Source organism: Stenotrophomonas sp. SAU14A_NAIMI4_5, assembly GCF_003086795.1.
Taxonomy (GTDB): Bacteria; Pseudomonadota; Gammaproteobacteria; order Xanthomonadales; family Xanthomonadaceae; genus Stenotrophomonas.
The window spans coordinates 3,729,325-3,752,163 of record NZ_CP026003.1; the positions used below are offsets into that span (position 1 = coordinate 3,729,325).

Genomic DNA, 22,839 nt, shown 5'->3' on the forward strand with positions numbered 1-22,839 from the left:
CAGGTGGCTCGGGTGCCTACACTGGCGCCGCACCGCCTGTCCCGGGGACGGCCACCGGCCCGACCTGAACGATCGGGCGCCCCCCTGCGAAAGTTCCGGCCAGCGCGGCCGTTGTTGTCCTGTCCACACGCATCCGAGAGAGAGAGAGAGCCGCACCACCATGCGCCCCATTCCGACCCTGCTGGCCCTGTCGCTGGCCGCCCTGCCCGCCTTCGCCTCCGCCGCCGATTTCGACAACTGGCCGACCAAGTACGCCTTCAGCGACGGCACCGAACTGGCCGCCACCGCCAACATCGCCTACGACTACAACGACTTTTCCTCGGCCAGCGGCATCGAGGATGCTGACGCGGTGCGCCGCAAGGAATTCGGCGCGACCCTGAAGAAGAAGGGCGTGTACGACGCGATGGTGTACTACGACTTCCAGTCCGATACCTGGCTGGACGTGTTCGTGCGCTTCGAGAGCAAGGCCTTCTTCGGCCGTGATGTCGGCCGCTTCCGCTTCGGCTACATGAAGACCCCGGTCGGCCTGGACGGCAACACCTCCTCGCGTGCCGGCAGCTTCACCGAAGTCGCCCTGCCCGTGCAGGCCTTCTACGCCGCCCGCCGCACCGGTGCCGAGTGGGTGCTGGAACGCCCGCAGTACCTGCTGCAGGCCGGCGCCTACGGTGGCAAGGACCTGCAGGGTGACAACCCGGGCACCATGCAGGCCGTGCGTGCGGTCTGGACCCCGGTGAAGGCACCGGGCGACGTGGTCCACCTGGGCCTGGCCTATTCGCAGGAAAACCCGCGCGGCTACCGCGACGGCCGCGACGTGCACCACGAAGCCAGCGCCCGCCTGCGTGCGCGCCCGGAAGCCGGCCTGACCGACATCCGCCTGGTCGATTCGGGCGCCCTGGTCACCGCCGACCAGATCCGCCGCACCGGCCTGGAAGGCATCTGGATCCGCGGTCCGTTCTCGCTGCAGGGTGAAGCCCTGCAGGCCACGGTGACCCGCAAGGGCCTGCCCGACTACACCGGCAGCGGCCAGTACGCCATGGCCAGCTGGGTGCTGACCGGCGAATCGCGCCCGTACAGCGCTGGCGCAGTGGCCAACATCAAGCCGGCCCACAGCTACGGCGCGGTCGAGCTGCTGGCACGCTACAGCCGCCTGGACCTGGACGATGGCAGCATCCTTGGCGGCCGCCAGCACGACCTGACCGTGGGCGCCAACTGGTACCTGACCAGCCACTTCAAGTTCCAGGCGAACTACGTGAAGGTCGATGCCAGCCGCCGTGGCGTGCACAGCACCCCGGAAATCTTCGAACTGCGCGCGCAGATGCACTTCTGATCCCTTCCACAGACCAGAAACCGGCGGGCGTGCATGCCACGCCCGCCGGCCCTGCGTAGACTGCGCCCATGTACTGGCTCAGCCGCCATCGGATGCTGTTGCTGACCATCGCGGTGATGGTGGGTGGCACCGTGCTGTGCGCGATCGCCGCCGGCCACTTCGCCTGGCGCCGCGCGCTGGCCGCCGAAAGCAACCAGGTGCAACGCCAGCTGCAGCTGTACGGCCAGGGCCTGCAGCAGCGCATTGACCGCTTCGGCACCCTGCCGCAGGTGATGGCGCTGGACCCGGACCTGCTGCAGGCACTGCGCGCGCCGCTGACACCCGCCGCAACGCAGCGCCTGAACCTCAAGCTGCAGCGCGCCAACCAGGTCACCCGCACCTCGACCCTGACCCTGGTCGGCCGCAATGGCGTGGCCTGGCGGCCAGCAACTTCGACCAGCCCTCGACCAATGTCGGCGAGGACTACGCCTACCGCCCCTACTACCAGCAGGCGCTGGCGCACGGGCGTGGCCGCTTCTACGGCATCGGCATGACCACCGGCGTGCCGGGCTACTTCATGTCCGAGGCGATCGTCGATGGTGACGGCCAGCGCATCGGCGTGATCGTCATCAAGATCGAGCTGTCCGCACTGGAACAGGAGTGGCTGGGCAGCCCTGACGTGGTGCTGGCCAGCGACAACCATGACGTGGTGTTCCTGGCCAACCGCGATGAGTGGCGTTACCGCCTGCTGCGCCCGCTGGGCGCCGACGAGCGCCGCGAGATGCTCGACGCCCGCCAGTACGCCGACCGTTCGCTGCAGCCGCTGCGCGTGCGCACCGAGGACGTACTGGCCGATGGCGGGCGCATGGTGCGCCTGCTCGACCCGGCGCTGCCGCAGGCGATGCTGTGGCAGACCCTGCCCCTGCCCGACGAGGACTGGAGCCTGCACCTGCTGCACGATGCCGGCGGTGCTTCGAGCGCGGGCCGCGCTGCGGCCATGGCCGGTGCCGCGGTGTGGCTGGCGCTGGGCTTCCTGATGCTGTTCGTGCAGCAGCGCCGGCGCCTGTCACGGCACCGCCAGCGCAGCCGCAGCGAGCTGGAAACCCTGCTCAAGCAGCACGCGCAGGAACTGCGCACCGCCCAGGACGGCCTGCTGCAGGCCGCCACCGACGCCGACAGCGGGCTCAGCCGCAGCCTCGAGCACCTGCCGCAGGGCGTGGTCATCATCGACCGCGAACTGCGCCTGGTGGCGTGGAACTCGCGCTACATCGAACTGTTCCGCTTCCCGCAGGGGCTGGTGCGGGTGGGCCGGCCGATCGAGGAGCTGTTCCGCTTCAACGCCCGTCGCGGCCTGCTCGGTCCCGGGCCGATCGACGATGCCATCGAGCGCCGCTTGAACCACCTGCGCAGCGGCCGCCCGCACATGCGCGAAAGCGAGAAGGACGACGGCACGGTGCTGGAGATCCGCGGCAATCCCCTGCCCGACGGCGGCTTCGTCACCAGCTATGCGGACATCACCAGCTACAAGAACGCCGCGCGCGAACTGCGCTCGCTGGCCGATGCGCTGGAACACCGCGTGGCCGAGCGCACCCATGACCTGGACGAAGCGCGCCGCGAGGCCGTGCAGGCCAATCGCTACAAGACCCGCTTCGTCGCCTCGGCCGTGCACGACCTGCTGCAGCCGCTGAATGCCGCGCGCATGTTCGTTTCGGTGCTGCGCGCGCGGCTGAGTGGTGAAGCGCGCGAACTGAGCGAGCACGTCGATGCCGCACTGGCCGCGCAGGACGCCATCCTCAACAGCCTGCTGGACATCTCGCGGCTGGAATCGGGCTCCCTGCAGACCCGCGTGCGCGCCTTCGCGCTGTCCCCGCTGCTGGAAACCCTGGCCCGCGAGTTCGGCATCGCCGCGCAGAGCCGTGGCCTGCAGCTGCATTGGGTCGACACCCGCGCGGTGGTGGTCAGCGATGAAGCCCTGCTGCGCCGCATCCTGCAGAACTTCCTGTCCAATGCGCTGCGCTACACCCCGCGTGGGCGCGTGCTGATCGGCTGCCGGCGCGTGGGCGACCAGCTGCGCATCGAAGTGCACGACCAGGGCCCGGGCATTCCGGAAAGCCTGCAGGGCGAGATCTTCGAGGAATTCCGCCGCCTGAACGATGGCGTCGAACAGGAACGCGGCGCCGGCCTGGGCCTGGCCATCGTCGAGCGCATCGGCCGCCTGCTCGGCCATCGCATCAGCCTGCGCTCCACCCTGGGCAAGGGCAGCGTGTTCGCGGTGAGCGTGGCGCTGGGGCACGCCGACGATGTGGCCGCGCCGGCACCGCCACCCGTGCTGGCCGCCGAACCGTCCGACGACAGTCCGCTGCGCCAATGCCGCGTCTGGAGCATCGATGATGATCCACGTGTGTGCGCGGCCACCCGCGCCCTGCTGGAACGCTGGGGCTGCAACGTGGAACTGGCCGATGGCCCGCACGGCGCACTGGAAATCGCCAGCGCGCTGAACGTGCCGCAGTTGCTGCTGCTGGACGTGCGCATGGGGCAATGGCACGGGCCGGATCTGTACGAGGCGCTGTGCACGCTGTGGCAGGCGCGGCCGCCGGTGATCCTGGTGACCGCCGAGCGCGATGACGCGCTGAAGGCGCATGCGGCCGAACAGGGCTGGGGCATGGTGGCCAAGCCGGTGAAGCCGCCCGCGCTGCGCGCGTTGATGACGCAGATGCTGTTGCGGCATCGGGCGTAGAGTCGAGCTTGCTCGACTGCAATGCTCCGCTTCCTGTAGAGCCGAGCCCACGTTCGGCTGCAGTGCCTTGTAGAGTCGAGCTTGCTCGACTGGAGCCGCAAACACCAGTCGAGCAAGCTCGACTCTACGTAGCTCAATTTACCTTGGAATCCTGCAGCGGCAGGTCCAGTTCGGGCTGGGCCAGAGCCCAGTCGAGGTCGTATTCCATCTGGAACTCCCACTCCCGCAGCTGTGCGGCTGCAGCGAGCAGCTCCTGCAGCCGGTCATTCGCCTGTTCGGGATCGTGTACCCGATACAGCAGGACGCGCTCGCCACGGGCGGTGATGCGGGCAAGGAAAACGGCATTACCGTCCGCTCCAATGCTTGATTCGAGCTGCCCTTCCAGGCGCGTGACCACCTCCAGCTCTTCCGGGGTGGGCATGCCGTTGTCACCCAACTCTCTGCAGCCGATGCCGATCCGCAGGTGCCAGGGGAATGTATCCCGCCCTGCGAAACTCCGCAGCGCCGTGTTGACCACCACCACCGCAGGATCCTCGCCGAGGGTCGTGTTGATGAGGGCGTAGAACGGCGCCGGGGTTTCGCGCATCGGTCAGATCCCGCCGGCGTCGCCTTCCGGTTCCAGCGCCTTCACCAGCACCGCCGCCTGGGTGCGGCTGTGGCACTCCAGCTTCTTCAGGATGGCGGTCACGTGGACCTTCACCGTGTTCTCGGCCAGGCCCAGTTCGTAGGCGATCTGCTTGTTGAGCAGGCCATCGGCCAGGCACAGCAGCACGCGGAACTGCTGCGGGGTGAGCTGGGCCAGGCGCGCGGCCAGCAGTGCGTCGGACTCACTACGCTCCGGTGCCATCGCCGGGAACCACAGGCTGCCGTCGAGCACGGCCTGCACCGCCTGGCCGATGGTCTCGGCCGGGGCGGACTTGGGGATGAAACCGGCGGCGCCGAACTGCTGCGCGCGGCGGATCACCCGCGGGTGGTCATTGGAGGAAAGGATCACCACCGGGATATCCGGATGCGAGCCGCGCACGTGCAGCAGCGCGGAAAAACCGTGCGCGCCGGGCATGGTCAGGTCCAGCAGCACCAGGTCCACCTCGGGCTGGGCATCGAGGGCTTCGGCCAGGGCATCGGCGCTGGCCACCTCGCGCACCTGCGCCAGCGGCAGGCTCTGCCGCAGCGACTGCACCACCGCCGAACGCAGCAGCGGATGGTCATCGGCGATCAGGATGGTGTATTCGCTCATGGGGCCATTGTACGTGCAGGCCGGCGGGTCAGCGCCCGGTCGGCTCCACGCTGCTGCGCCAGGCATCGAGGAACTGGCGGCGCTTCAGCGCGTCCAGGTACACCAGCAGGCCCGGGCCCAGCTGGATCGGGCGGCGGCTGCGACCAGGGGCATCGTCGCTGCGCGCGTTGCCGGTGACGATCGGCATCAGCCGTGCCTCGCGTGAGAGCACCTGCTGGCCACGCGGCGACAGCAGGTAATCGAGGAAGCGGCGCGCCTCTTCCGGGTGCGGCCCGGTACGCGGGATCACTGCCGTGCGCAGCACCACCAGGGTGTAGTCCTCCGGCTCGATGATGGCCAGCGGCGCGCCGCCATCGATGCGTGCCTGGGCATACGAGCCCAGCACGTTGTAGACCAGCGACAGTTCGCCGCTGGTGACCTTGTCCAGCAGCACGCCGGTGCGCTCCTCGCGCAGCACCGCGTTGTCGCCCAGCGCGCCCAGCAGCGCACCGGCGATGCTGCCACGCTGTGCGTCCTGAGTGGCCAGCAGGTAGCCCACGCTGCTGCGCTCGATATCGTAGGTGCCGACCCTGCCGCGCAGCGGCGTGCCCTCCGCGCGCAGCAGGTCCAGCAGCTGGCGGCGCGTATGCGGGGCCTTGGCGGCAGGCAGGCGGCGGGTGTTGTAGACCATCACCACCGGCTCGTAGCTGATGCCGAACGCCTCGCTGCGCCACTGCGCCCAGGCCGGCAGCGCGGCGGTCTGTGCCGAGCGGTGCGGCAGCGCATGGCCATCGTTCACCAGCTTGGTCTGCAGGTCCATGCCGCTGGAAATGAGCAGGTCCGGCGAATCCGGCCCGGCACGGTCGTGCAGGTAACGCGCGTACAGGTCCTGGGTGATGATGTCCTCGTACACCACTTCGGTGCCGGGGTGCAGGCGCTGGTAATCGGCGATGACCACCGCGAACACCTCGATGTCGGTGCTGCCGTGGATGCGCAGCTGCGCGGTGGCCGGGCCCTGCGCGGCGAAGCGGCGCACGTCGCCGGGCGCGGCCAGCACCGGCAGCGCCAGCAGCAGGGCGAAGGCGGTGGCGAACAGGCGGATCATGGACTGCTCCGGGGCAGGCGGATGGTGGCGACCAGGCCGCCCTGCGGGCGGTTGCTCAGGTCGATGTGGCCGCCGTGGCTGTCGACCACGCGCTTGACGATGGCCAGGCCCAGGCCGGCGCCACCGGCCGGTGCGCCCTCGCCACGGGCGAAGCGCTCGAACACGCGCCCGGCATCGGCCGCGGCAATGCCGGCGCCGTGATCGGCAATGGTCAGTACCGCCTGCCCGCCTTCCACGGTCAGCGCGATCTGCAGCGGGCCGTCACCGCCGTACTTCAGGGCGTTGTCGACCAGGTTCTTGATCGCCTCGCGCAGCAGCAGCGCATCGCCGTGCACCTGCACCGGCTCGGCGGTCATCGCCAGCTGCACGCGCGGTGCAGGACCGGCCTGCGGCAGTGCTTCATGCAGGGCCTGGTGCACGGTCTCGGCCAGGTCCACGGCAGCGAAACGCTGCAGGTTCGAACGGTGGATCACGCTGGCATCGCTGAGCAGCTGGTTGAGCAGGCGGCTCATGTGGGTGGCATTGCGCTCGATGGCCTGCAGGCTGCGCCGCATGTCGTCCGGGTCGTCGTCGTCCAGTGCCAGCTGCGCCTGCGCGCGCAGTGCGGCCAATGGCGTGCGCATCTGGTGCGCGGCCTCGGCCATGAACGCACGCAGCGTCTCGTTGCTGCTGGACAGGCGCTCCATGAAACGGTTCAACGCCGCGACCATCTGGTCCATCTCGCGCGGCACGCGCGCGTCCAGCGGCTTCAGATCGGACGGCTCGCGCCGCGACAGCTCGCGCTCCACCCGCACCAGCGGACGGAACGCGCGGTGCACGCCGAAGGCCACCAGTGCGAGCAGCAGCAGCGACAGCACGCCGATGGCCAGCAGCGCGCGGTTGACCATGTCCTGCGCCAGCGCCTCGCGCGCGCGGCGGGTCTGCCCCACCTGCACCTGCACTTCGCCCTGCGCGGACGCGGCGGCGAAGCTGCGGCTGACCACCACGAAGCGCACGGTCTCGCCACTGTAGGACGCATCGAACAGCTGCGGCTGCGTTCCCGGCCGACGCGGTGGCGCGGGCAGGTCACCATAGCCGGTGATGAGGTTGCCGCGGCTGTCGGCCACCCGATAGAACACGCGGTCCTCCGCTGCCATCGCCAGCAGATCCAGCGCGGCGTACGGCAGGTCCACCTGCCACTGGCCATCGACCAGCGCCACCGAATCGGCGATGGACAACGCAGATGACACCAGCAGGTGGTCGTAGGAACGGTTGGCGGCGCGCTGGCCGTAATCGCGCGCGGCAAACAGCAGGGCCACCGCGAACACCGCCAGCAGCGTGCCCAGGTACAGCAGCAGGGTGCGCCGCAGCGAGCCCGGCGCGGCGACCGCAGTACGCACCTCAGCCATCGCCATCGCTGCTGCCGTCGCCGGCTTCTTCCAGCAGGTAGCCGACACCCCGCACGGTGGTGATGCGCAGCGGCGCACCGGCCAGCTTCTTTCTCAGGCGACCGATGTACAGCTCGATGGCGTTCGGCCCGGCTTCGTCGTCGAAGCCGAACAGGCCGTTGCCGATCTCGTCCTTGCCAACCACCTGGCCGAGGCGGCCGACCAGGATTTCCAGCAGCCGGTATTCGCGGTTGGGCAGTTCGATCGGCTCACCGTCCACGCTGACGCGGTGCGCGGCGTTGTCGAACTGGAAGCCACCGACCTGCACCACTTCGCTGGCCTGGCCGCGTGCACGGCGCAGCAGCACGCGGCAGCGCGCTTCGAATTCGCGGAAATCGAAGGGCTTGCCGAGGTAATCGTCGGCGCCGACGTCCAGTGCCTGCACGCGGTCTTCGATGCCATCGCGCGCGGTCAGCATCAGCACCGGCGTGCTGTCGCCGCGCTCGCGCATGCCGGCCAGCACGCGCAGGCCATCCAGCTTGGGCAGGCCGATGTCCAGCACCACCAGGTCGAAGCTCTGGTACCGCAGCACGCTGGCGGCGGCGAGGCCGTCGGCCTGCCAGTCCACCGCGTGGCCGCTGCGGCGCATGCGGCGGATGATGGCATCGGCCAGATCCGGATTGTCTTCGACCAGCAGCAGGCGCATCGGCGGGCAACGGAGGGACGCAGGGGGAAGCGAATGCTACCGCGTGCGGCGCGGCGGCGTGTGGCGGGCCTTCCGCCGGGCATGGCCCGGCGCTACCGGGGATCACGGTGCCGATGCCTTCCGCCGGGCACGGCCCGGCGCTACCGGGATCGCGGTGCGGACGCATCCCGGGGCACCGTAGCGGTGGTAGCGCCGGGCCATGCCCGGCGAGCGCAGCGGCCCGTTTTACGCTGCACCGCACAAACCGCTGACAGGACGATGACAGCTACCGCAACCCAGACTGCGGCCGCGCACCATCCGGTGCCCACGATTGCCGCGCGCCCGGCGCGCACCTGGGAGGGTTTGTGGAACTGAAGTTTGCCTGGCAGCGCCCCGCCGCCATGATGGCCCTGGCTGCGCTGGCCGCGCCGGCCTTTGCTGAAGACGACCGGCCGGTCACCGCCACCGTCGGCGGCCGCCTGCACCTGGATTTCGCTACGTTCGACAACGACGACCGTGGCACCCCGAACAAGGACGACACCGAGATCCGCCGCGCCTGGCTGGACGTGTCGGGCAAGTTCTTCGTGGTCGACTACAAGGCCGAAGCGGACTTTTCCGGCGACCGCGTCGAGGCCAAGGACGTCTACCTCAGCCGCAGCTTCGGCAAGGCCGGCAAGCTGACGGTCGGCCAGTTCAAGCAGTATTTCTCGCTGGATGACCGCACCAGCTCCAACTACGGCAGCTTCCTGGAGCGCGGCAACGCCGGCACCACGCTGGCGCCGCTGTACCGCCTGGGCGCGTCCTGGCAGGCCAATCCGGGTGATTTCACCTGGGCGGCCAGCCTCTACAGCCTGGAAAGCATCGATGCCTGGCAGGTGAAGGGCCGCGCCGCCGGTGGCCGCGTCACCTGGGCACCCTCGCCCAGCGATGGCGACGTGCTGCACCTGGGCCTGTCGCTGGCCCATGAGGCCTACGACAACCCCGGCAGCAACGGCACCCCGGGCCTGAAGATCCGCCCGCGCCCGGCCGGCCACCTGTCCGACGAGAGCCGCCTGACCCTGGTCGACTTCTCCGCCGGCCGCGATACCGACGTCAACAAGTGGTCGCTGGAATACGCGCAGGTGCGCGGCCCACTGTCCTGGCAGGGCGAGTTCAGCGGCGCCACCTTCGATGACGGCGCCCAGCGCGGCGACGTGATGGCTGCCTACGGCATGCTCAGCTGGTTCGTCACCGGCGAAAGCAAGGCCTACGACCGCAAGACCGGCCGCTTCGCGCGGGTCAAGGACATCCGCCACAAGGCCGGTGCCTTCGAAGTGGCGCTGCGCTACGACCAGATGTGGGGCGCGCAGCACCTCGATGGTGCGCCGGACCTGCGCCGCGGCAGCACCGCTGCATGGACGCTGGGCGGCAACTGGTACCTGCGCGACAACCTGCGCTTCATGCTCGACGTGATCGAAAGCCGCAACCGTGACCGCCTGGCCGGGGTGACGCTGGACCGCACGCGCGCGGTCACCGGCCGCCTGCAGTTCGACTTCTGAGCCACGCACTCCCTCCCCCCTCCCCCCTCTTCAACCGCAGTACGCAAGGAGTCCGCAGATGATGCTGAGCATCCTCGGCTTTGGCATGGTCATTACGTTCATGTACTTGATCATGAGCAAACGACTGTCGCCGCTGGTCGCCCTGATCACCATCCCGATCATCTTCGCCCTGCTCGGCGGATTTGGCGCCAACATCGATGAAATGATGCTGGAAGGCATCAAGAAGATCGCGCCGACCGGCGTGATGCTGATGTTCGCCATCCTCTACTTCGGCGTGATGATCGATGCGGGCCTGTTCGACCCGCTGGTGCGCATCATCCTGCGCTTCGTCAAGGGCGATCCGATGAAGATCGTGCTCGGCACCGCCGTGCTGGCGATGCTGATCTCGCTCGACGGCGATGGCTCGACCACCTACATGATCACCGTCTCGGCGATGCTGCCGCTGTACCAGCGCCTGGGCATGAACGCGCTGAACATGACCTGCGTGACCATCCTCGCCGGCGGCGTGATGAACCTGACCCCGTGGGGCGGCCCGACTGCACGCGCAGCCACCGCGCTGCACGTGGACCCGGCCGATGTGTTCGTGCCGCTGATCCCGTCGATGGTGATCGCCTGTGCCGGCGTGTTGCTGCTGGCCTGGTACCTGGGCATGAAGGAACGCCGCCGCCTGGGCGTGGTCACCCTGCCGCAGGGTGGCAGCTGGATGGACAACAGCATGTCCGATGACAACAACGCGCTGCCGTCGGTGGAAGACGCCGAGGACATCAAGCGGCCGAAGCTGCTGTGGGTGAACCTGGTGCTGACCCTGGCCCTGATGGGTGCACTGATCGCCGGCGTGCTGCCGATGCCGGTGCTGTTCATGGTCGGCTTCGCCATCGCCCTGGTCATCAACTACCCGAACCTGGCCGAGCAGCGCCGCCGCGTGGTCAACCACGCCGGCAACGTGCTGTCGGTGGTCGCATTGATCTTCGCCGCGGGCATCTTCACCGGCATCCTCAACAACACCGGCATGGTCGAGGCGATGTCGCACAGCTTCCTGGCGATCATTCCCGAATCGTGGGGCCCGTACCTGGCCGTCATCACCGCCATCGCGTCGATGCCGTTCACCTTCTTCATGTCCAACGACGCCTTCTACTTCGGCGTGCTGCCGATCCTGTCCGAGGCCGCCGGCAACTACGGCATCACCCCGGTGGAAATGGCCCGCGCCTCGCTGGCCGGGCAGCCGGTGCACCTGCTCAGTCCGCTGGTGCCGTCCACCTACCTGCTGGTGGGCCTGGCCAAGGTCGAATTCGCCGACCACCAGAAGTTCACCCTGAAGTGGGCGATCGCCATCTCGCTGCTGTTGATGGTCGGCGGCCTGCTGTTCGGCCTGTATCCCTTCGCATCCTGATCCGGACACCAAGGAGCCTTCTGCAATGACGCTTCGAATCGCTTACGTCACCAGCGGCATGGGCAGTGTCGGCACTGCCATCTGCCAGAGCCTGGCCCGTTCCGGCCACACCGTGGTCGCCGGCTGCGCACCGAACTCGCCGCGCAAGGCCAACTGGCTGCGCGAACAGCGCGAACAGGGCTTCGACTTCATCGCCTCCGAAGGCAACGCCACCGACTGGGCCTCGACCACGGCGGCCTTCGCCAAGGTGCGTGCCGAGGTGGGCGAGGTGGACGTGCTGGTCAACAACTCCGGCGGCAGCCGTGACCTGCTGTTCCGGCAGATGACGGTGGAAGATTGGAATGCAGTGATCGCCTCCAACCTCAACGCGCTGTTCAACCTGACCAAGCAGGTGGTCGACGGCATGGCCACGCGTGGCTGGGGCCGCATCGTCAACATCGGCTCGGTCAGCGCGCACAAGGGCCAGATCGGCCAGGTGAACTACGCGACGGCGAAGGCGGCGATGCACGGTTTCAGCCGTGCGCTGGCTGCTGAAGTCGCTTCGCGCGGGGTCACCGTGAACACCTTGTCGCCGGGCTACATCGCCAGCCAGGCGATCAGCAGCTTCCCGCCGGACGTGCTGGACCGGTTGGCCGCCTCGGTGCCGGTGCGTCGCCTGGGCCGCCCGGAAGAAGTGGCCGGCCTGGTGGCCTGGTTGGCTTCGGATGAAGCCTCGTATGTGACCGGTGCGGATTACCCGGTGAATGGTGGGTTGTACATGGGTTAGGCCCATCCACGCACGGCGTGGATCTACTGTTTCAGTAGAGCCACGCCACGCGTGGATGCTTCATGCCCCTGCCGATCAGAAGTCCGCCGCCACCGTCATGAACACCTGGCGCGGTGCGCTGGCATGGATGGCGTAACGCGTACCATTCGGGTCGGTCGGTGCGAACGAACTCAGCTGGCCGGCATACCGCTTGTTGGTCAGGTTGGTCGCGTTCAACGACACGCGGATGTTGCGCAGGCCCATGCCCGGCCCGAAGTCATAACCGGCGCCCGCATCAAAGGTGGTCACGCCCGGCACCGACTGGTCGTTGGTGTAGGTGTAGTAGCGCTTGCCGGTGTACTTGGCGCGCAGGCTGGCGAAGAAGCCATCGCGGTTCCAGCTGATTTCGCTGGACGCCATGCGCTGCGGCGTGTCCACGGTGATCTTGCCGGCCACCGGCACGATCTCGCCACCCGAGGTGTAGTTGTCCTCGTAGGTGGTCTTGTTCCAGGACAGCGCGTTGTACCACTGCAGGCCGTCGATCGGCTTGAGGATGAAGGTCAGCTCGGCACCGTGGCTCTTCACCGAACCCACGTTGATGAAGCGGGTGACGCACTCCGGGCGCGTGCCGACTTCGATGCTCGAGCACGGGTTGAGCGACAGCAGGCGGTTGTCGAAGGTCACGTTGTAGGCGGCGATCGATGCCTGGTACTTCTCGCCGAAGGTGCGGAAGCCGGCTTCCAGGCTCTTGGACTTCTCCGGCTCCAGCCCGGCACTGGCCGCGAACGATTCCGGCGAGACCTGCAGCGGGCCACCGCTGCCACCGCCAACGAAGGCCGCGATGTTCTCGGCATACGAAGCGAACAGCTCGTTGTTGGCATTGAGCTTGAAGCCCACGCCGACCTGCGGCAGCACCGATTCCTTGGCGGTCAGCGTGCCCGAAGCGATGCTGATTTCCACACCGCCCTTGGCGGTGGCGCGCATGCGCGTGTTCGGGCTCTTCAGGCCCACGTCCACGGTAAGGCGCTGGTCGAGGAAGCGCATGCGGTCCTGCACGTAGAACTGCTGCGTGCGGATGTCGAAGTCCTGGTTGAACAGCAGGCGGTCCGGGTTCTTCAGGTACAGATCATCCAGGAACGGGCCGCTGATGTAATAGAAATTGCGCGACACGTTGTGGTCGTTCTGCTCGTACCACAGGCCGGCTTCCAGCTCGTGGATGCCCACCTGCCACGACAGCGCGGCGGTCAGGCCGTCGCGGTTGATGGTGTAGTTGGTGCTGCGGATCGAGATCGGCAGCATCTGGTCGGTGCCCGGGTAGGACGGCTGGCCCGGCGCCCACCAGTGGCCCTGGCCACGGTTGTCGTGGTGGTAGGCCACCAGCTTCAGGCGACCCTGCTCGCCCAGGCGCAGGTCGGCGTCGACCGAGTACAGGTTGTCATCACGCAGCGCACGGCTCTGGTAGTACGCATCGTCGATGCTGTTGACGCCGCCACTGAACTGGCACTTGGCCGGATCACGCGTACCCGGCGCGCAGTAGGCAGCGGCGACGGCGCGGTCCCAGTCCGGTGCGTAGATGTTCCAGTCCCAGCCCAGGCCGCGGTCCAGCATGTCCTTGGACAGGTAGGCGTAGTTGGCCTGGCTGGCGCGCGAGGTGGCGACGAACGCACCGAAGCGATGGTCGCCGACGTTCCACACGGCCTTGGCGTTGAACTGGCGCGTGGTCTGGTTCTGGTACGGCGCGGCCCACATGTCCTGGTCCTGGTGCACGCCGGAGACGTAGGCCGAGAAGCCGTTGATGTCGCCGGTGTCCACGCGCAGGTAGCCGCGGCGCTGGTTGTTGTCACCGACGGTGACACTGGCACGGCCGCCGAATTCGGTGGACGGGTCCATCGAGAAGTACTGGATGGTGCCGCCGAGGTTGCTGGTGGAGGCCACGCCCAGCGAACCGATGCCCTGCGACAATTCGGCGCCGGCGAGGTTCTCGGCGATCAGCGCGCGGGCGATGCTCAGGCCGTTGTAATTGCCGTAGCTGTTGTCGCCCAGCGGAATGCCATCGAGCGTGTAGCCGAGACGGCTCTTGTCGAAGCCGCGCAGGCTGATGGTCTGCGATTCTTCGTTGGCGCCGAAGGCATCGTTGGACTGCACCGACACGCCGGGCAGGCGGTCGAGGATCTTCTGGCCACTGGTGCCCGGCGGCAGCACCTGCTTGTCGACGGCGGTGATGCGCTGCACCTGGCGGGTTTCGCCCTGGCCGATGACGGACACGGTGTCGAGCGTCTGTGCGCTCAGCGCGGCGTCGGCGGTGGCATCGGTGGTTTCAGCGGCATGGGCGCTGGCGGCGGAAAGCGCGATCGCGACGGCGATCGTGAGGTGTCGGGTCTGCATGTGGATCCATTGCATGGGGGGAGTCCGCCGCGACTCGGCACGGCGCGAGGCCACTATGCGAATGGAAGATGAAATGTTTTTTACGAAGTGGCGCGGGTGTTGCGGGCAGTGACGCGCGTCTCGTTCGTGGGGTTTTGTCGGCAGGGCTGCGCCCTGCACCCGCTCGATGCAACGTCAACGTCAACGTCAACGGCAAGAGCGGCTATCCGTGGGATGGCGGGGTGGGTCCGGTTGCGGGGGACGCTGCAAGTACGTCCATGTAAGCTCGGTCGCCGCTTGCTCGTGTGCGCTGTCCTGCGCACACGGCAAGACCGGGGTTGGGCGTCCTGCCCAACCCGCCCGAGGCATGCCTCGGGCCCATGCGGCTCACGCCCCCGCAACCGGACCCACCCCGCCTTCGACAGTTTCCTGCGAGCTGTTGGAACCTGCCGCTGATGGAACCTGCTGCTGTTGGTGGGTGCCGACCGTTGGTCGGCACAGGGTCGGATCCCGTTGCTTGGCAACGGGCTCTGACCCCGGTTCTGTTTTTGATTTTTGCGACTGTTTTCGGTGGGGCTTCCACCAACGCCTTTCACTCCGGCGCCAGCTGGTCCATCCGGATGCGGTTGGCGAACAGCGAGAACGCCAGCATTCCCGCCAGGCCATTGGCCCGGCTCACCCAATGCGGCAGCCAGCGCGGTGGCTTCAGTACGCCGCTCTCGAACAACGGTGCGAACGCGATCGCGTCGGTCAGGCTCATCTTGCCGGCAAACAACCAGCGGCAGACCTGCAGGCGGTCCTCGGCCAGCATGTGGCGGAAGAACGTGTGCACCGACACCAGTCCGCGCAGGTACACCGTGTCCTTGGTGAAGGCCAGGCCGCCGCTCGGTGGTACGCCGCGGAACACGCGCTGCGCCGAGGCGAAGCTTTCCTCCGGGTTCTGCCCGGCATCGCAGAAGTAGCGGTACACCTCGATGAAATCCGCACCTTCGCGTGCCATCGCGATGGCTTCGGTGCGCAGGCTGATGCGCTTCAGACGCTCGATGTCGATGCTGCCGGTGATCTGCTCGGCGAACGTAGCCAGGCCTTCCTGGGTGGCGGTCACCCGTGGTGAGGACAGCGCCAGGCTGGGCAGCACCGGTTGTTCGCGGCCGTTCAAGGCGGTCAGCGAATGCACCAGCGCTTCGTGGTGGAACAACTGCGCGCGGTCGTAGGCGCTGAAGCGTGCACTGGTGCGCAGGCGGATGCGGGTCGGGCCGGCAGCAGCCTTGGACACCAGCTCCGGGTCCAGCTGGACCTGGATGATGCGCGATTCGAAGAAACCATCGAGGTCGTTCTGCAGCTGCAACTGCAGGGCGATGGCGGAGACGGGCACCTGTTCTTCCGGGGCCAGCAGTTCGCTGTCGAGCTCGCTGGCGATCTGGATGAAGTGGCGGGCCGCTTCGCGCGTGCTCGGGCCATTGCCGGGCAATGGCTGCTCCGGCGCACCGAACAGCTGCACGGAACAGCGATCGACAGCGGCGGTGCCCAGGCCTTCCAGCAGCTGCGCAGCCAGGTCCCAGCTCTGCGCGGACTGCTGCACGTAGTGGCCCAGCGGATGGCTGGGATCACATTCGGCGGCGATGGCGGCCAGCGCGCGGCGTTCCTCGCTGAAGTCCAGTTTCGGATAGTCCACCTTCGGCAGCACCGGCTGGCCGCGCGCCACGCTGTCCAGGAACGGTGCCTGCACCGTTGCCGGCCAACTGGTGAGCCCCAGCAGGCGGATGCCGCCCACGGCCTCGACCAGTCGCGCGTCGAGCGCCGCATGGTGGGCCACGTCATGGTCCAGCGTCGCGGTCGTTTCCATGGGCGGACTATAGCGCCCTGCCCCGGGTTTGGTCGTTTCAAGCGGAACCCGGTAGTTGCCAACCTTGGTTGGCATCCGCCGCAGGCGGGGCTTCTGACACACCCGTGCCAACCAGGGTTGGCACCTGCCAGGGGCAGGCAGAGGCGGGTCCGTTGCAGGGTTCAGAGCCCATTGCGATGCAATGGGATCCGACCCTGCGATACCCATCAGCGCCGGCGGTTCTTGCTCGCCGGGCGGAACTGCTGGCCCTTGCCCTTCTTGCCGCCGCGCTCCTGCGCGGTCTCGGCCTGGCGCACGGCCAGCTTGGCAGCGGCAGCCGCCACTTCTTCCTTCAGCTTGAAGTAGTTCTGCAGCCGGCTCTCTTCAATCTCACCGGCATCGATGGCCGCGCGCACCGCGCAACCCGGTTCCTGCTGGTGCATGCAGTCGTTGAAGCGGCACTGCGCCGCCAACGCTTCGATATCGGCGAAACCGCCTTCGGCCAGCGTCTCTTCGCCGGTCGGCTTGAGCTCGCGCATGCCCGGCGTATCGATCAGGCACGCGCCCATCGGCAGCGGCATCAGCGCGCGGTGGGTGGTGGTGTGGCGGCCGCGCGAATCGTTGGCGCGCACCGCATTGGTCTTCATCCGCTGCTCACCCAGCAGGGTATTGGTCAGCGTGGATTTGCCGGCCCCGGACGAACCGACCAGCACCACCGTGCGACCCGGGCCCAGCCACGGTTCCAGCACGGACACGCTGTCGGCATCCAGGCCATTGATCGCGTGCAGCGCGATGCCCTGCATCTCCAGCTCCTCCAGCACCGCCAGCGCGTCTTCGCTGTACTCGGTCTGGTCGGCCTTGGTCAGCACCACCACTGGCTCGGCACCGCCACCGCCGACCAGCAGCAGGTAGCGCTCGATGCGGCGCGGGTTGAAGTCGGCATCCAGGCCGCAGACGATGAACACCGTATCGATGTTGGCCGCGATCACCTGCTGGTGGTAATGCTCGCCGGCCGCGCCACGCTTGATGGCGGTACGCCGCGGCAGCAGGGCGACGATGCGGATGCCGTCCAGCAGCACCCAGTCGCCCACCGCCGGCCGTTCATGGCTGGGGAAGCGCGGGCGCTGCCATTCCGGCAGCGACTCGGCCTTGATCGAGGCCTCCGGGCCATCGGCCACCACGTAGTGGGTGCGGTGCTGTTCGATCACCCGCGCCGGACGGGCCTGCGGGTGCTCGGCCATCGCGGCCTGCCAGTCGGCCTGCTGCGGCGGGCCCGGCCAGGGCCAGCCGATGGTCTGCAGGGCGTTGAAATCGGGGGTCTGGGTCATCGCCGCCATTCTAACCGGCCCGATGCCCTGCCAGCCCAACAACGGCAGGCCCTGGGGCCTTGCCATGCACTGCAGCAATTCCGGTAGGATGGAAACCCCACGCCTTTTGACGGCCCAGCCCCATGTCCACCCCCTCGCACAAGCCCCTGGCCACCCGCGAGCGCCTTTCCGAAGTGCGCTACGAGATCCGCGGAGAGCTGGCCCGGCGAGCGCGGGAGCTGGAAGCGCAGGGCCGCAAGCTGATCAAGCTGAACATCGGCAACCCGGGCAACTTCGGCTTCCGTGCGCCGGAACACCTGCAGCACGCCATCGCCGATGACATGGGCCGCACCGATCCCTATACCCACCAGCAGGGCCTGCCGGTGGCCCGCGAAGCCATCGCCGCCGCCTATGCGCGCCGTGGTGCGCCCGATGCCCACCCGGACCGCGTGTTCGTCGGCAACGGCGTCAGCGAGCTGATCGACCTGTCGCTGCGCGCCCTGCTGAACCCGGGCGACGAAGTGCTGGTGCCCTCGCCGGACTACCCGCTGTGGTCGGCCGCGGCCATCCTCAACGACGGCCGCCCGGTGTACTACCGCTGCGCGCCGGAGAACGGCTTCCAGCCCGACCCGACCGAGATCGAGACGCTGGTGTCCTCGCGTACCCGCGCCATCGTGCTGATCAACCCGAACAACCCCAGCGGCGCCAGCTACCCGCGCGAGCTGCTGGAGCGCGTGGTCGAGATTGCCCGCCGCCACAACCTGCTGCTGCTGGTCGACGAGATCTACGACCAGATCCTGTACGACGACGCGGTGTTCCAGCCGGTCGCGCCGCTGGCCGGCGACCATCCGTGCCTGACCTTCAGCGGCCTGAGCAAGGTGCACCGCGCCTGCGGCTGGCGCGTGGGCTGGGCCCACCTCACCGGCGACGACGCGCGCCTGGGCGAGTTCCGCGCCGCGCTCGACCTGCTAAGCGCGCTGCGCCTGTGCGCCAACGTGCCGGGCCAGTACGCCATCGACGCCGCGGTGAACGGCCCGGACACCATTTCCGAACTGTGCGCCCCCGGCGGCCGCCTGTATGAAACCCGCCGCGCGGTGATCGAGGCCTGCAACGCCAGCGAGCACCTGTCGCTGGTCGCCCCGGCCGGCGCGCTGTACGCGTTCCCGGCCGTGGTCGGTGCCGCCGCCAAGGGCTTCGACGACCATAACTTCGCGCTGGACCTGATGAACGACGAAGGCGTGCTGGTCGTGCCGGGCTCGAGCTTCAACGTGCCCTACCGCCACCACTTCCGCGTGACCCTGCTGCCGGAAGCCTCGGTGATGCGCGATGTGTTCGCGCGCATCGACCGCGTGCTGGCCCGCCGCGCCGAAGACGCCACCAAGGTCGTGCCGCTGAAGCCGCGCCGCTCGGTGGCCTGAGCGTGGCGCTGTCCTACCTGGCGCTGGGCGACTCGTACACCATCGGCGAAGCGGTCGCGGTTGAAGGCCGCTGGCCGCACCAGCTGGCTGCCGCGCTGCGTGCGCAGGGCGTGGACCTGGCCGACCCGCTGACCATCGCCACCACCGGCTGGACCACCGACGAGCTCGACGCTGGCATCAATGCGGCCGCACCGCAGGGCCCGTTCGATTTCGTCAGCCTGCTGATCGGGGTCAACAACCAGTACCGCGGGCGCCCGCTGGACGAGTACCGCCAGCAGTTCGAGGCCCTGCTGCAGCGTGCGATCGGCTATGCCGGTGGCGATGCCGGGCGCGTGCTGGTGCTGTCCTTCCCCGACTGGGGCACGACCCCGTTCGGTGCCGGCAGCGGCCGTGACCTGGCCCGCATCGGGATCGAGACCGACGAATTCAACGCCGCCGCCAAGGTCATCAGCACCCAGCAGGGCGTGGCCTTCGTCGACATCACCGACATCAGCCGCACGCACGGCGCCGACCCGGCGATGATCGCCGAGGACGGCCTGCATCCCTCCGCGCGGATGTATGCGTTGTGGGCCGCACGCGCCCTGCCCGTGGCCACGCGCCTGCTGCAGCGAACGGACTGAGTGATGGATGGCCTGCCAGGGAACGGCACACCACTGAACTGTTCGCCGCTGGAGCGCGGCCAGGCACGGGCCATCGCCGAGGCGTTCCGCCCGGTGCAGGCCTGGGGCAACCGCCGCGACTACTACTACACGCGCGGCAAGCTGGGCAGCGACCCGCTGTACGACGGCGTGCTGCAGCACCTTCCCGACGATGGCCTGCCGCTGCTCGACCTGGGCTGCGGGCTGGGCCTGTTCGCCCACGTGCTGCGCCAGCGCGGCCGCGGCCAGCCCTATCTGGGCGTGGACGTGGATGCGGGCAAGATCGCCCGCGCGCAGCGGGCCGGTGGCGACCTGCTGAATGTGCGATTCGACTGCCTGGACGTGCAGGCGCCCCTGCCTGCGCAGGCCGGGCACGTGCTGCTGCTGGACGTGCTGCAGTACCTGGATGCGCAGCCGCAGCTGGACCTGCTGAAAGCCGCCAGCGCCCGGGTCGCGCCCGGCGCCCGCCTGCTGCTGCGCACGCCGCTGGCCACCGGCGACCGCCGCGACCGCACCACGCGCGTGGCTGATCGGCTGGCCTGGCTGGTGGGCTGGATGGGCACCCGGCCGCGGCATTACCCCGACCCGGCACTGCTGCGGGCGACGCTGGCCGAAGCCGGATTGCAGGTGGGCGAGGTGCAGCCGCTGCATGGGCGCACACCGTTCAACAGCTGGCTGCTGGTAGCGCAGCGGGAGCGGTAGCGCCGGGCCATGCCCGGCGGAATTCCGCAGAGGTTCGCCGGGCATGGCCCGGCGCTACCAAGCTACAGCGACGGCAGCCGCGCCTTCAGCCCGCGCTGGTCCAGCACCTGCAGCACGCGCTCGATGATGGCCAGGTTGTGGCCATGTGCGGCACCTTCATGCAGCAGCACGATGGCACCGGGCTGCAGGTCCGGCAGCAGGCGCGCCATCACGCCGTCGGGCGTGCAGCCCACGCCGTCATAGCCACGCGCGGTCCAGCCCACCCGCACCAGGCCCAGCGCGGCCAGCACCGGCGCCACGAACGGGTTGGTCATGCCCACCACAGAGCGGTACCAGCGTGTCGGGCGGCCGCTGACCGCCTGCAGGGCCTGGTGGCAGCCTTCGATCTCGGCACGCATCGCCGACGGGCCCAGCCGCCAGAAGCGGGTCTGCGGATGGGTATGGCTGTGGTTGCCGAGGTCGTGGCCGCGACGCAGGATCTCTTCCACCAGGACCGGATGCGCCAGTGCGCGCTCGCCGACCAGGAAGAAGGTCGCCTTCGCCTGGTGCCGGTCGAGCAGATCCAGCAGTGCCGGGGTCTCCTCGCTGGGGCCATCGTCGATGGTCAGCCAGACGCTGTCGCCCGCATCGGGCAGGCGGTCCAGCACCGGCGTGTAGAAGCGGCTGTTGGGCAGGAACACCGGCACCATGAACAGTGCGTGGCTGGCCACCATCAACGGCAGCCCCCAGTGCCAGCCGGCCAGCACCCAGACCAGGATCACCGCCACCTGCGACGCCACCAGCCAGGGCAGCCAGCGCCACGGCCGGGTCGGGATGCGATGCAATGTTCCTGCGTTGGTCATGCCCCATGATGCCATGGGGCGTAGAATGGGTGATTCGAATTTACGGACCCTAGACTGCCCATGTCCCTCGATCCCGCCCTGCGTTCGCGCATCGAATCCCTCCTCAACGACAACCGCGTCGTGCTGTTCATGAAGGGCCAGCCGTCGATGCCGCAGTGCGGCTTCTCGGCCAAGGCCGTGGGCGCCCTGCAGGACCTGGGCGTCGATTTCGCCCACGTCAACGTGCTGGCCGACCAGGAAATCCGTGAAGGCATCAAGGCCTATGGCGACTGGCCGACCATCCCGCAGCTGTACATCGACGGCGAACTGGTCGGTGGCAGCGACATCATCCTGCAGATGGCCGCCAGCGGCGAACTGAGCACCGTGCTCGGCCTGGCCGCACCGGACCGCACCCCGCCGCGCATCACCGTCACCCCGGCCGCGGTGGAAATGCTGAAGGGCGCGCTGGCCGATGCCCCGGGCGCTTCGCTGCAGCTGACCATCGATGCGCGCTTCCAGCCGAACTTCCAGCTGGCCCCGCACGATGACAGCGCGATCGCCGCCGAATCCAACGGCCTGCGCGTGCAGTTCGACCTGTCCAGCGCGCGCCGCGCCGACGGCATCACCATCGACTGGGTCGATGACATCCGCGGCAAGGGCCTGGCCATCGACAACCCGAACGCGCCCAAGCCGGTGCAGGAAATCAGCGTGCGTGACGCCGACGACCTCGTGCGTGCAGGCAACGTGACCCTGGTCGACGTGCGCCCGGCCGACGAACGCGCCATTGCCGCCGTCGGTGTGCCGTTCAAGAGCTTCGACGGCAACGGCCGTGCCGAGCTGGAAGGCCTGCCCAAGGACACCCCGCTGGCCTTCCTGTGCCACCACGGTGGCCGCAGCGCGCAGGCTGCCGAGCAGTTCCGCACCCTGGGCTTCACCAAGGTGTTCAACGTCACCGGCGGCATCGACGCCTGGTCGGACGAAGTGGACAACGGCGTGCCGAAGTACTGATCGGCCGCTACGGGGTCAGAGCCCTTTCCTGCGGAAAGGGCTCTGACCCCACCACTAAAAACGCCGGCAGACGCCGGCGTTTTTTTTATCCACGCGTGGCGTGGATCTACCCGGCGAAGCCGCCTTCGGCGAGGAAATCCAGTTCTTCCGGACTGGGCATGCGGCCCAGCACGGCGTTGCGGTGCGGGAAGCGGCCGAAGCGGCGGATGACGTCGCGGTGGACTTCGGCGTACTGCAGGTATTCCTTGTCGCCCAGCACGTCGAACATGGCCACCGAACGATCCTGGTCGAACGGATCTTCGGAATGCTCGAACGGCAGGTAGATGAAAGCACGCAGCTTGGGCACCAGCTGCAGGTCCAGGCCTTCCTCGATGGCGCGCATGGCGTAATGCCGGGCCAGGCCATCGGTGGCGAAGGAATGGGCGGTACCGCGGAAGCAGTTGCGCGGGAACTGGTCCAGCAGCAGCATCAGCGCCAGCGCGCCCTCGGAACTGCCCAGCCAGTGTTCGCGCCCACGCGACGCCGCCGCGTAGTGCTCCTCCAGGAACCGCTCGCGGAACCGCGCGTCGAACGCGTCATCGCGGGCGAACCACTTCGTCGGGCCCGCCTCGCTCCAGAATTCCACCACTTGCGCGGCAACGTCCATCACCTGCTCTCCAGGGCCAGC

At 68.5% G+C, this 22,839-nt stretch carries 18 protein-coding genes and 1 pseudogene; 9 read left to right on the forward strand and 10 right to left on the reverse strand.

Annotation, left to right across the window (positions count from 1 at the left end; all coding sequences use genetic code 11):
- The first annotated feature begins 160 nt into the window (after nucleotides 1–160).
- Both C1925_RS17170 and C1925_RS17175 read left to right on the forward strand, forming a co-directional pair.
- Nucleotides 161–1,327: a porin gene (locus C1925_RS17170; RefSeq protein ID WP_108769953.1), complete on the forward strand. Its 1,167-nt coding sequence runs from the start codon at nucleotides 161–163 to the stop codon at nucleotides 1,325–1,327.
- Between the two features lie 68 nt (nucleotides 1,328–1,395).
- A pseudogene (locus tag C1925_RS17175) lies at nucleotides 1,396–4,043 on the forward strand (PAS-domain containing protein).
- Between the two features lie 133 nt (nucleotides 4,044–4,176).
- Here the strand turns inward: C1925_RS17175 and C1925_RS17180 are convergent.
- Genes C1925_RS17180 through C1925_RS17200 form a run of 5 tightly spaced genes read right to left on the reverse strand, consistent with a single transcriptional unit; the run spans nucleotide 4,177 to nucleotide 8,437 of the window.
- A complete protein-coding gene (locus C1925_RS17180; protein ID WP_108769954.1) occupies nucleotides 4,177–4,629 on the reverse strand; it encodes a DUF695 domain-containing protein in 453 nt (150 codons plus the stop codon).
- A 3-nt stretch (nucleotides 4,630–4,632) separates the two neighbouring features.
- The gene (locus tag C1925_RS17185; RefSeq protein WP_079223223.1) at nucleotides 4,633–5,280 is read right to left on the reverse strand and encodes a response regulator transcription factor; all 648 of its coding nucleotides are present in this window, start codon (nucleotides 5,278–5,280) and stop codon (nucleotides 4,633–4,635) included.
- Between the two features lie 28 nt (nucleotides 5,281–5,308).
- Nucleotides 5,309–6,364, reverse strand: a complete 1,056-nt coding sequence (locus C1925_RS17190; RefSeq protein ID WP_108769955.1) for an ABC transporter substrate-binding protein — start codon at nucleotides 6,362–6,364, stop codon at nucleotides 5,309–5,311.
- Entirely contained in the window at nucleotides 6,361–7,752 is a 1,392-nt protein-coding gene (locus tag C1925_RS17195; RefSeq protein WP_108770747.1) for a sensor histidine kinase, read from the reverse strand. Before C1925_RS17195 ends, C1925_RS17190 begins: the two co-directional genes overlap by 4 nt.
- A complete protein-coding gene (locus tag C1925_RS17200; RefSeq protein ID WP_108769956.1) occupies nucleotides 7,745–8,437 on the reverse strand; it encodes a response regulator transcription factor in 693 nt (230 codons plus the stop codon). Before C1925_RS17200 ends, C1925_RS17195 begins: the two co-directional genes overlap by 8 nt.
- 380 nt (nucleotides 8,438–8,817) lie before the next feature.
- Between C1925_RS17200 and C1925_RS17205 the strand changes: the two genes are divergently transcribed.
- The 3 genes from C1925_RS17205 to phbB all read left to right on the forward strand — a co-directional run bounded on the left by C1925_RS17205 (nucleotide 8,818) and on the right by phbB (nucleotide 12,110).
- Nucleotides 8,818–9,954, forward strand: coding sequence for a porin (locus C1925_RS17205; RefSeq protein WP_108770748.1), 1,137 nt, complete (start codon nucleotides 8,818–8,820; stop codon nucleotides 9,952–9,954).
- A gap of 61 nt (nucleotides 9,955–10,015) precedes the next feature.
- A complete protein-coding gene (locus tag C1925_RS17210) occupies nucleotides 10,016–11,344 on the forward strand; it encodes a CitMHS family transporter (RefSeq protein WP_108770749.1) in 1,329 nt (442 codons plus the stop codon).
- Nucleotides 11,345–11,369: 25 nt separating this feature from the next.
- Complete coding sequence (gene phbB / locus C1925_RS17215; RefSeq protein WP_108769957.1) at nucleotides 11,370–12,110, forward strand: acetoacetyl-CoA reductase; 741 nt, start codon at nucleotides 11,370–11,372, stop codon at nucleotides 12,108–12,110.
- Nucleotides 12,111–12,185: 75 nt separating this feature from the next.
- Here the strand turns inward: phbB and C1925_RS17220 are convergent, their stop codons facing one another.
- The 3 genes from C1925_RS17220 to rsgA form a co-directional block, all read right to left on the reverse strand.
- Nucleotides 12,186–14,474, reverse strand: a complete 2,289-nt coding sequence (locus tag C1925_RS17220) for a TonB-dependent receptor (RefSeq protein WP_108769958.1) — start codon at nucleotides 14,472–14,474, stop codon at nucleotides 12,186–12,188.
- Between the two features lie 571 nt (nucleotides 14,475–15,045).
- Nucleotides 15,046–16,299: a flavohemoglobin expression-modulating QEGLA motif protein gene (locus tag C1925_RS17225; RefSeq protein WP_108769959.1), complete on the reverse strand. Its 1,254-nt coding sequence runs from the start codon at nucleotides 16,297–16,299 to the stop codon at nucleotides 15,046–15,048.
- A gap of 206 nt (nucleotides 16,300–16,505) precedes the next feature.
- Complete coding sequence (rsgA, locus tag C1925_RS17230; RefSeq protein ID WP_234455844.1) at nucleotides 16,506–17,606, reverse strand: ribosome small subunit-dependent GTPase A; 1,101 nt, start codon at nucleotides 17,604–17,606, stop codon at nucleotides 16,506–16,508.
- Nucleotides 17,607–17,728: 122 nt separating this feature from the next.
- Here rsgA and C1925_RS17235 point away from each other — a divergent pair, with 122 nt between their 5' ends.
- The 3 genes from C1925_RS17235 to C1925_RS17245 are packed head-to-tail and all read left to right on the forward strand — an operon-like array spanning nucleotide 17,729 to nucleotide 20,343.
- On the forward strand, nucleotides 17,729–19,003 hold the full coding sequence (locus tag C1925_RS17235; protein ID WP_108769961.1) for a pyridoxal phosphate-dependent aminotransferase: 1,275 nt from the start codon (nucleotides 17,729–17,731) through the stop codon (nucleotides 19,001–19,003).
- A gap of 2 nt (nucleotides 19,004–19,005) precedes the next feature.
- Entirely contained in the window at nucleotides 19,006–19,623 is a 618-nt protein-coding gene (locus C1925_RS17240; RefSeq protein WP_108769962.1) for an SGNH/GDSL hydrolase family protein, read from the forward strand.
- 3 nt (nucleotides 19,624–19,626) lie between these two features.
- A complete protein-coding gene (locus C1925_RS17245) occupies nucleotides 19,627–20,343 on the forward strand; it encodes a class I SAM-dependent methyltransferase (protein ID WP_108769963.1) in 717 nt (238 codons plus the stop codon).
- A gap of 62 nt (nucleotides 20,344–20,405) precedes the next feature.
- Here C1925_RS17245 and C1925_RS17250 read toward each other — a convergent pair whose 3' ends face one another.
- On the reverse strand, nucleotides 20,406–21,185 hold the full coding sequence (locus C1925_RS17250; RefSeq protein WP_108769964.1) for a polysaccharide deacetylase family protein: 780 nt from the start codon (nucleotides 21,183–21,185) through the stop codon (nucleotides 20,406–20,408).
- 60 nt (nucleotides 21,186–21,245) lie between these two features.
- On the opposite strand from C1925_RS17250, the gene grxD reads away from it, so the two are divergent.
- On the forward strand, nucleotides 21,246–22,172 hold the full coding sequence (gene grxD, locus C1925_RS17255) for a Grx4 family monothiol glutaredoxin (RefSeq protein WP_108769965.1): 927 nt from the start codon (nucleotides 21,246–21,248) through the stop codon (nucleotides 22,170–22,172).
- A 106-nt stretch (nucleotides 22,173–22,278) separates the two neighbouring features.
- On the opposite strand, the gene C1925_RS17260 is transcribed toward grxD, so the two are convergent.
- Nucleotides 22,279–22,818, reverse strand: coding sequence for a DUF924 family protein (locus C1925_RS17260; RefSeq protein WP_108769966.1), 540 nt, complete (start codon nucleotides 22,816–22,818; stop codon nucleotides 22,279–22,281).
- Between the last annotated feature and the right edge of the window lie 21 nt (nucleotides 22,819–22,839).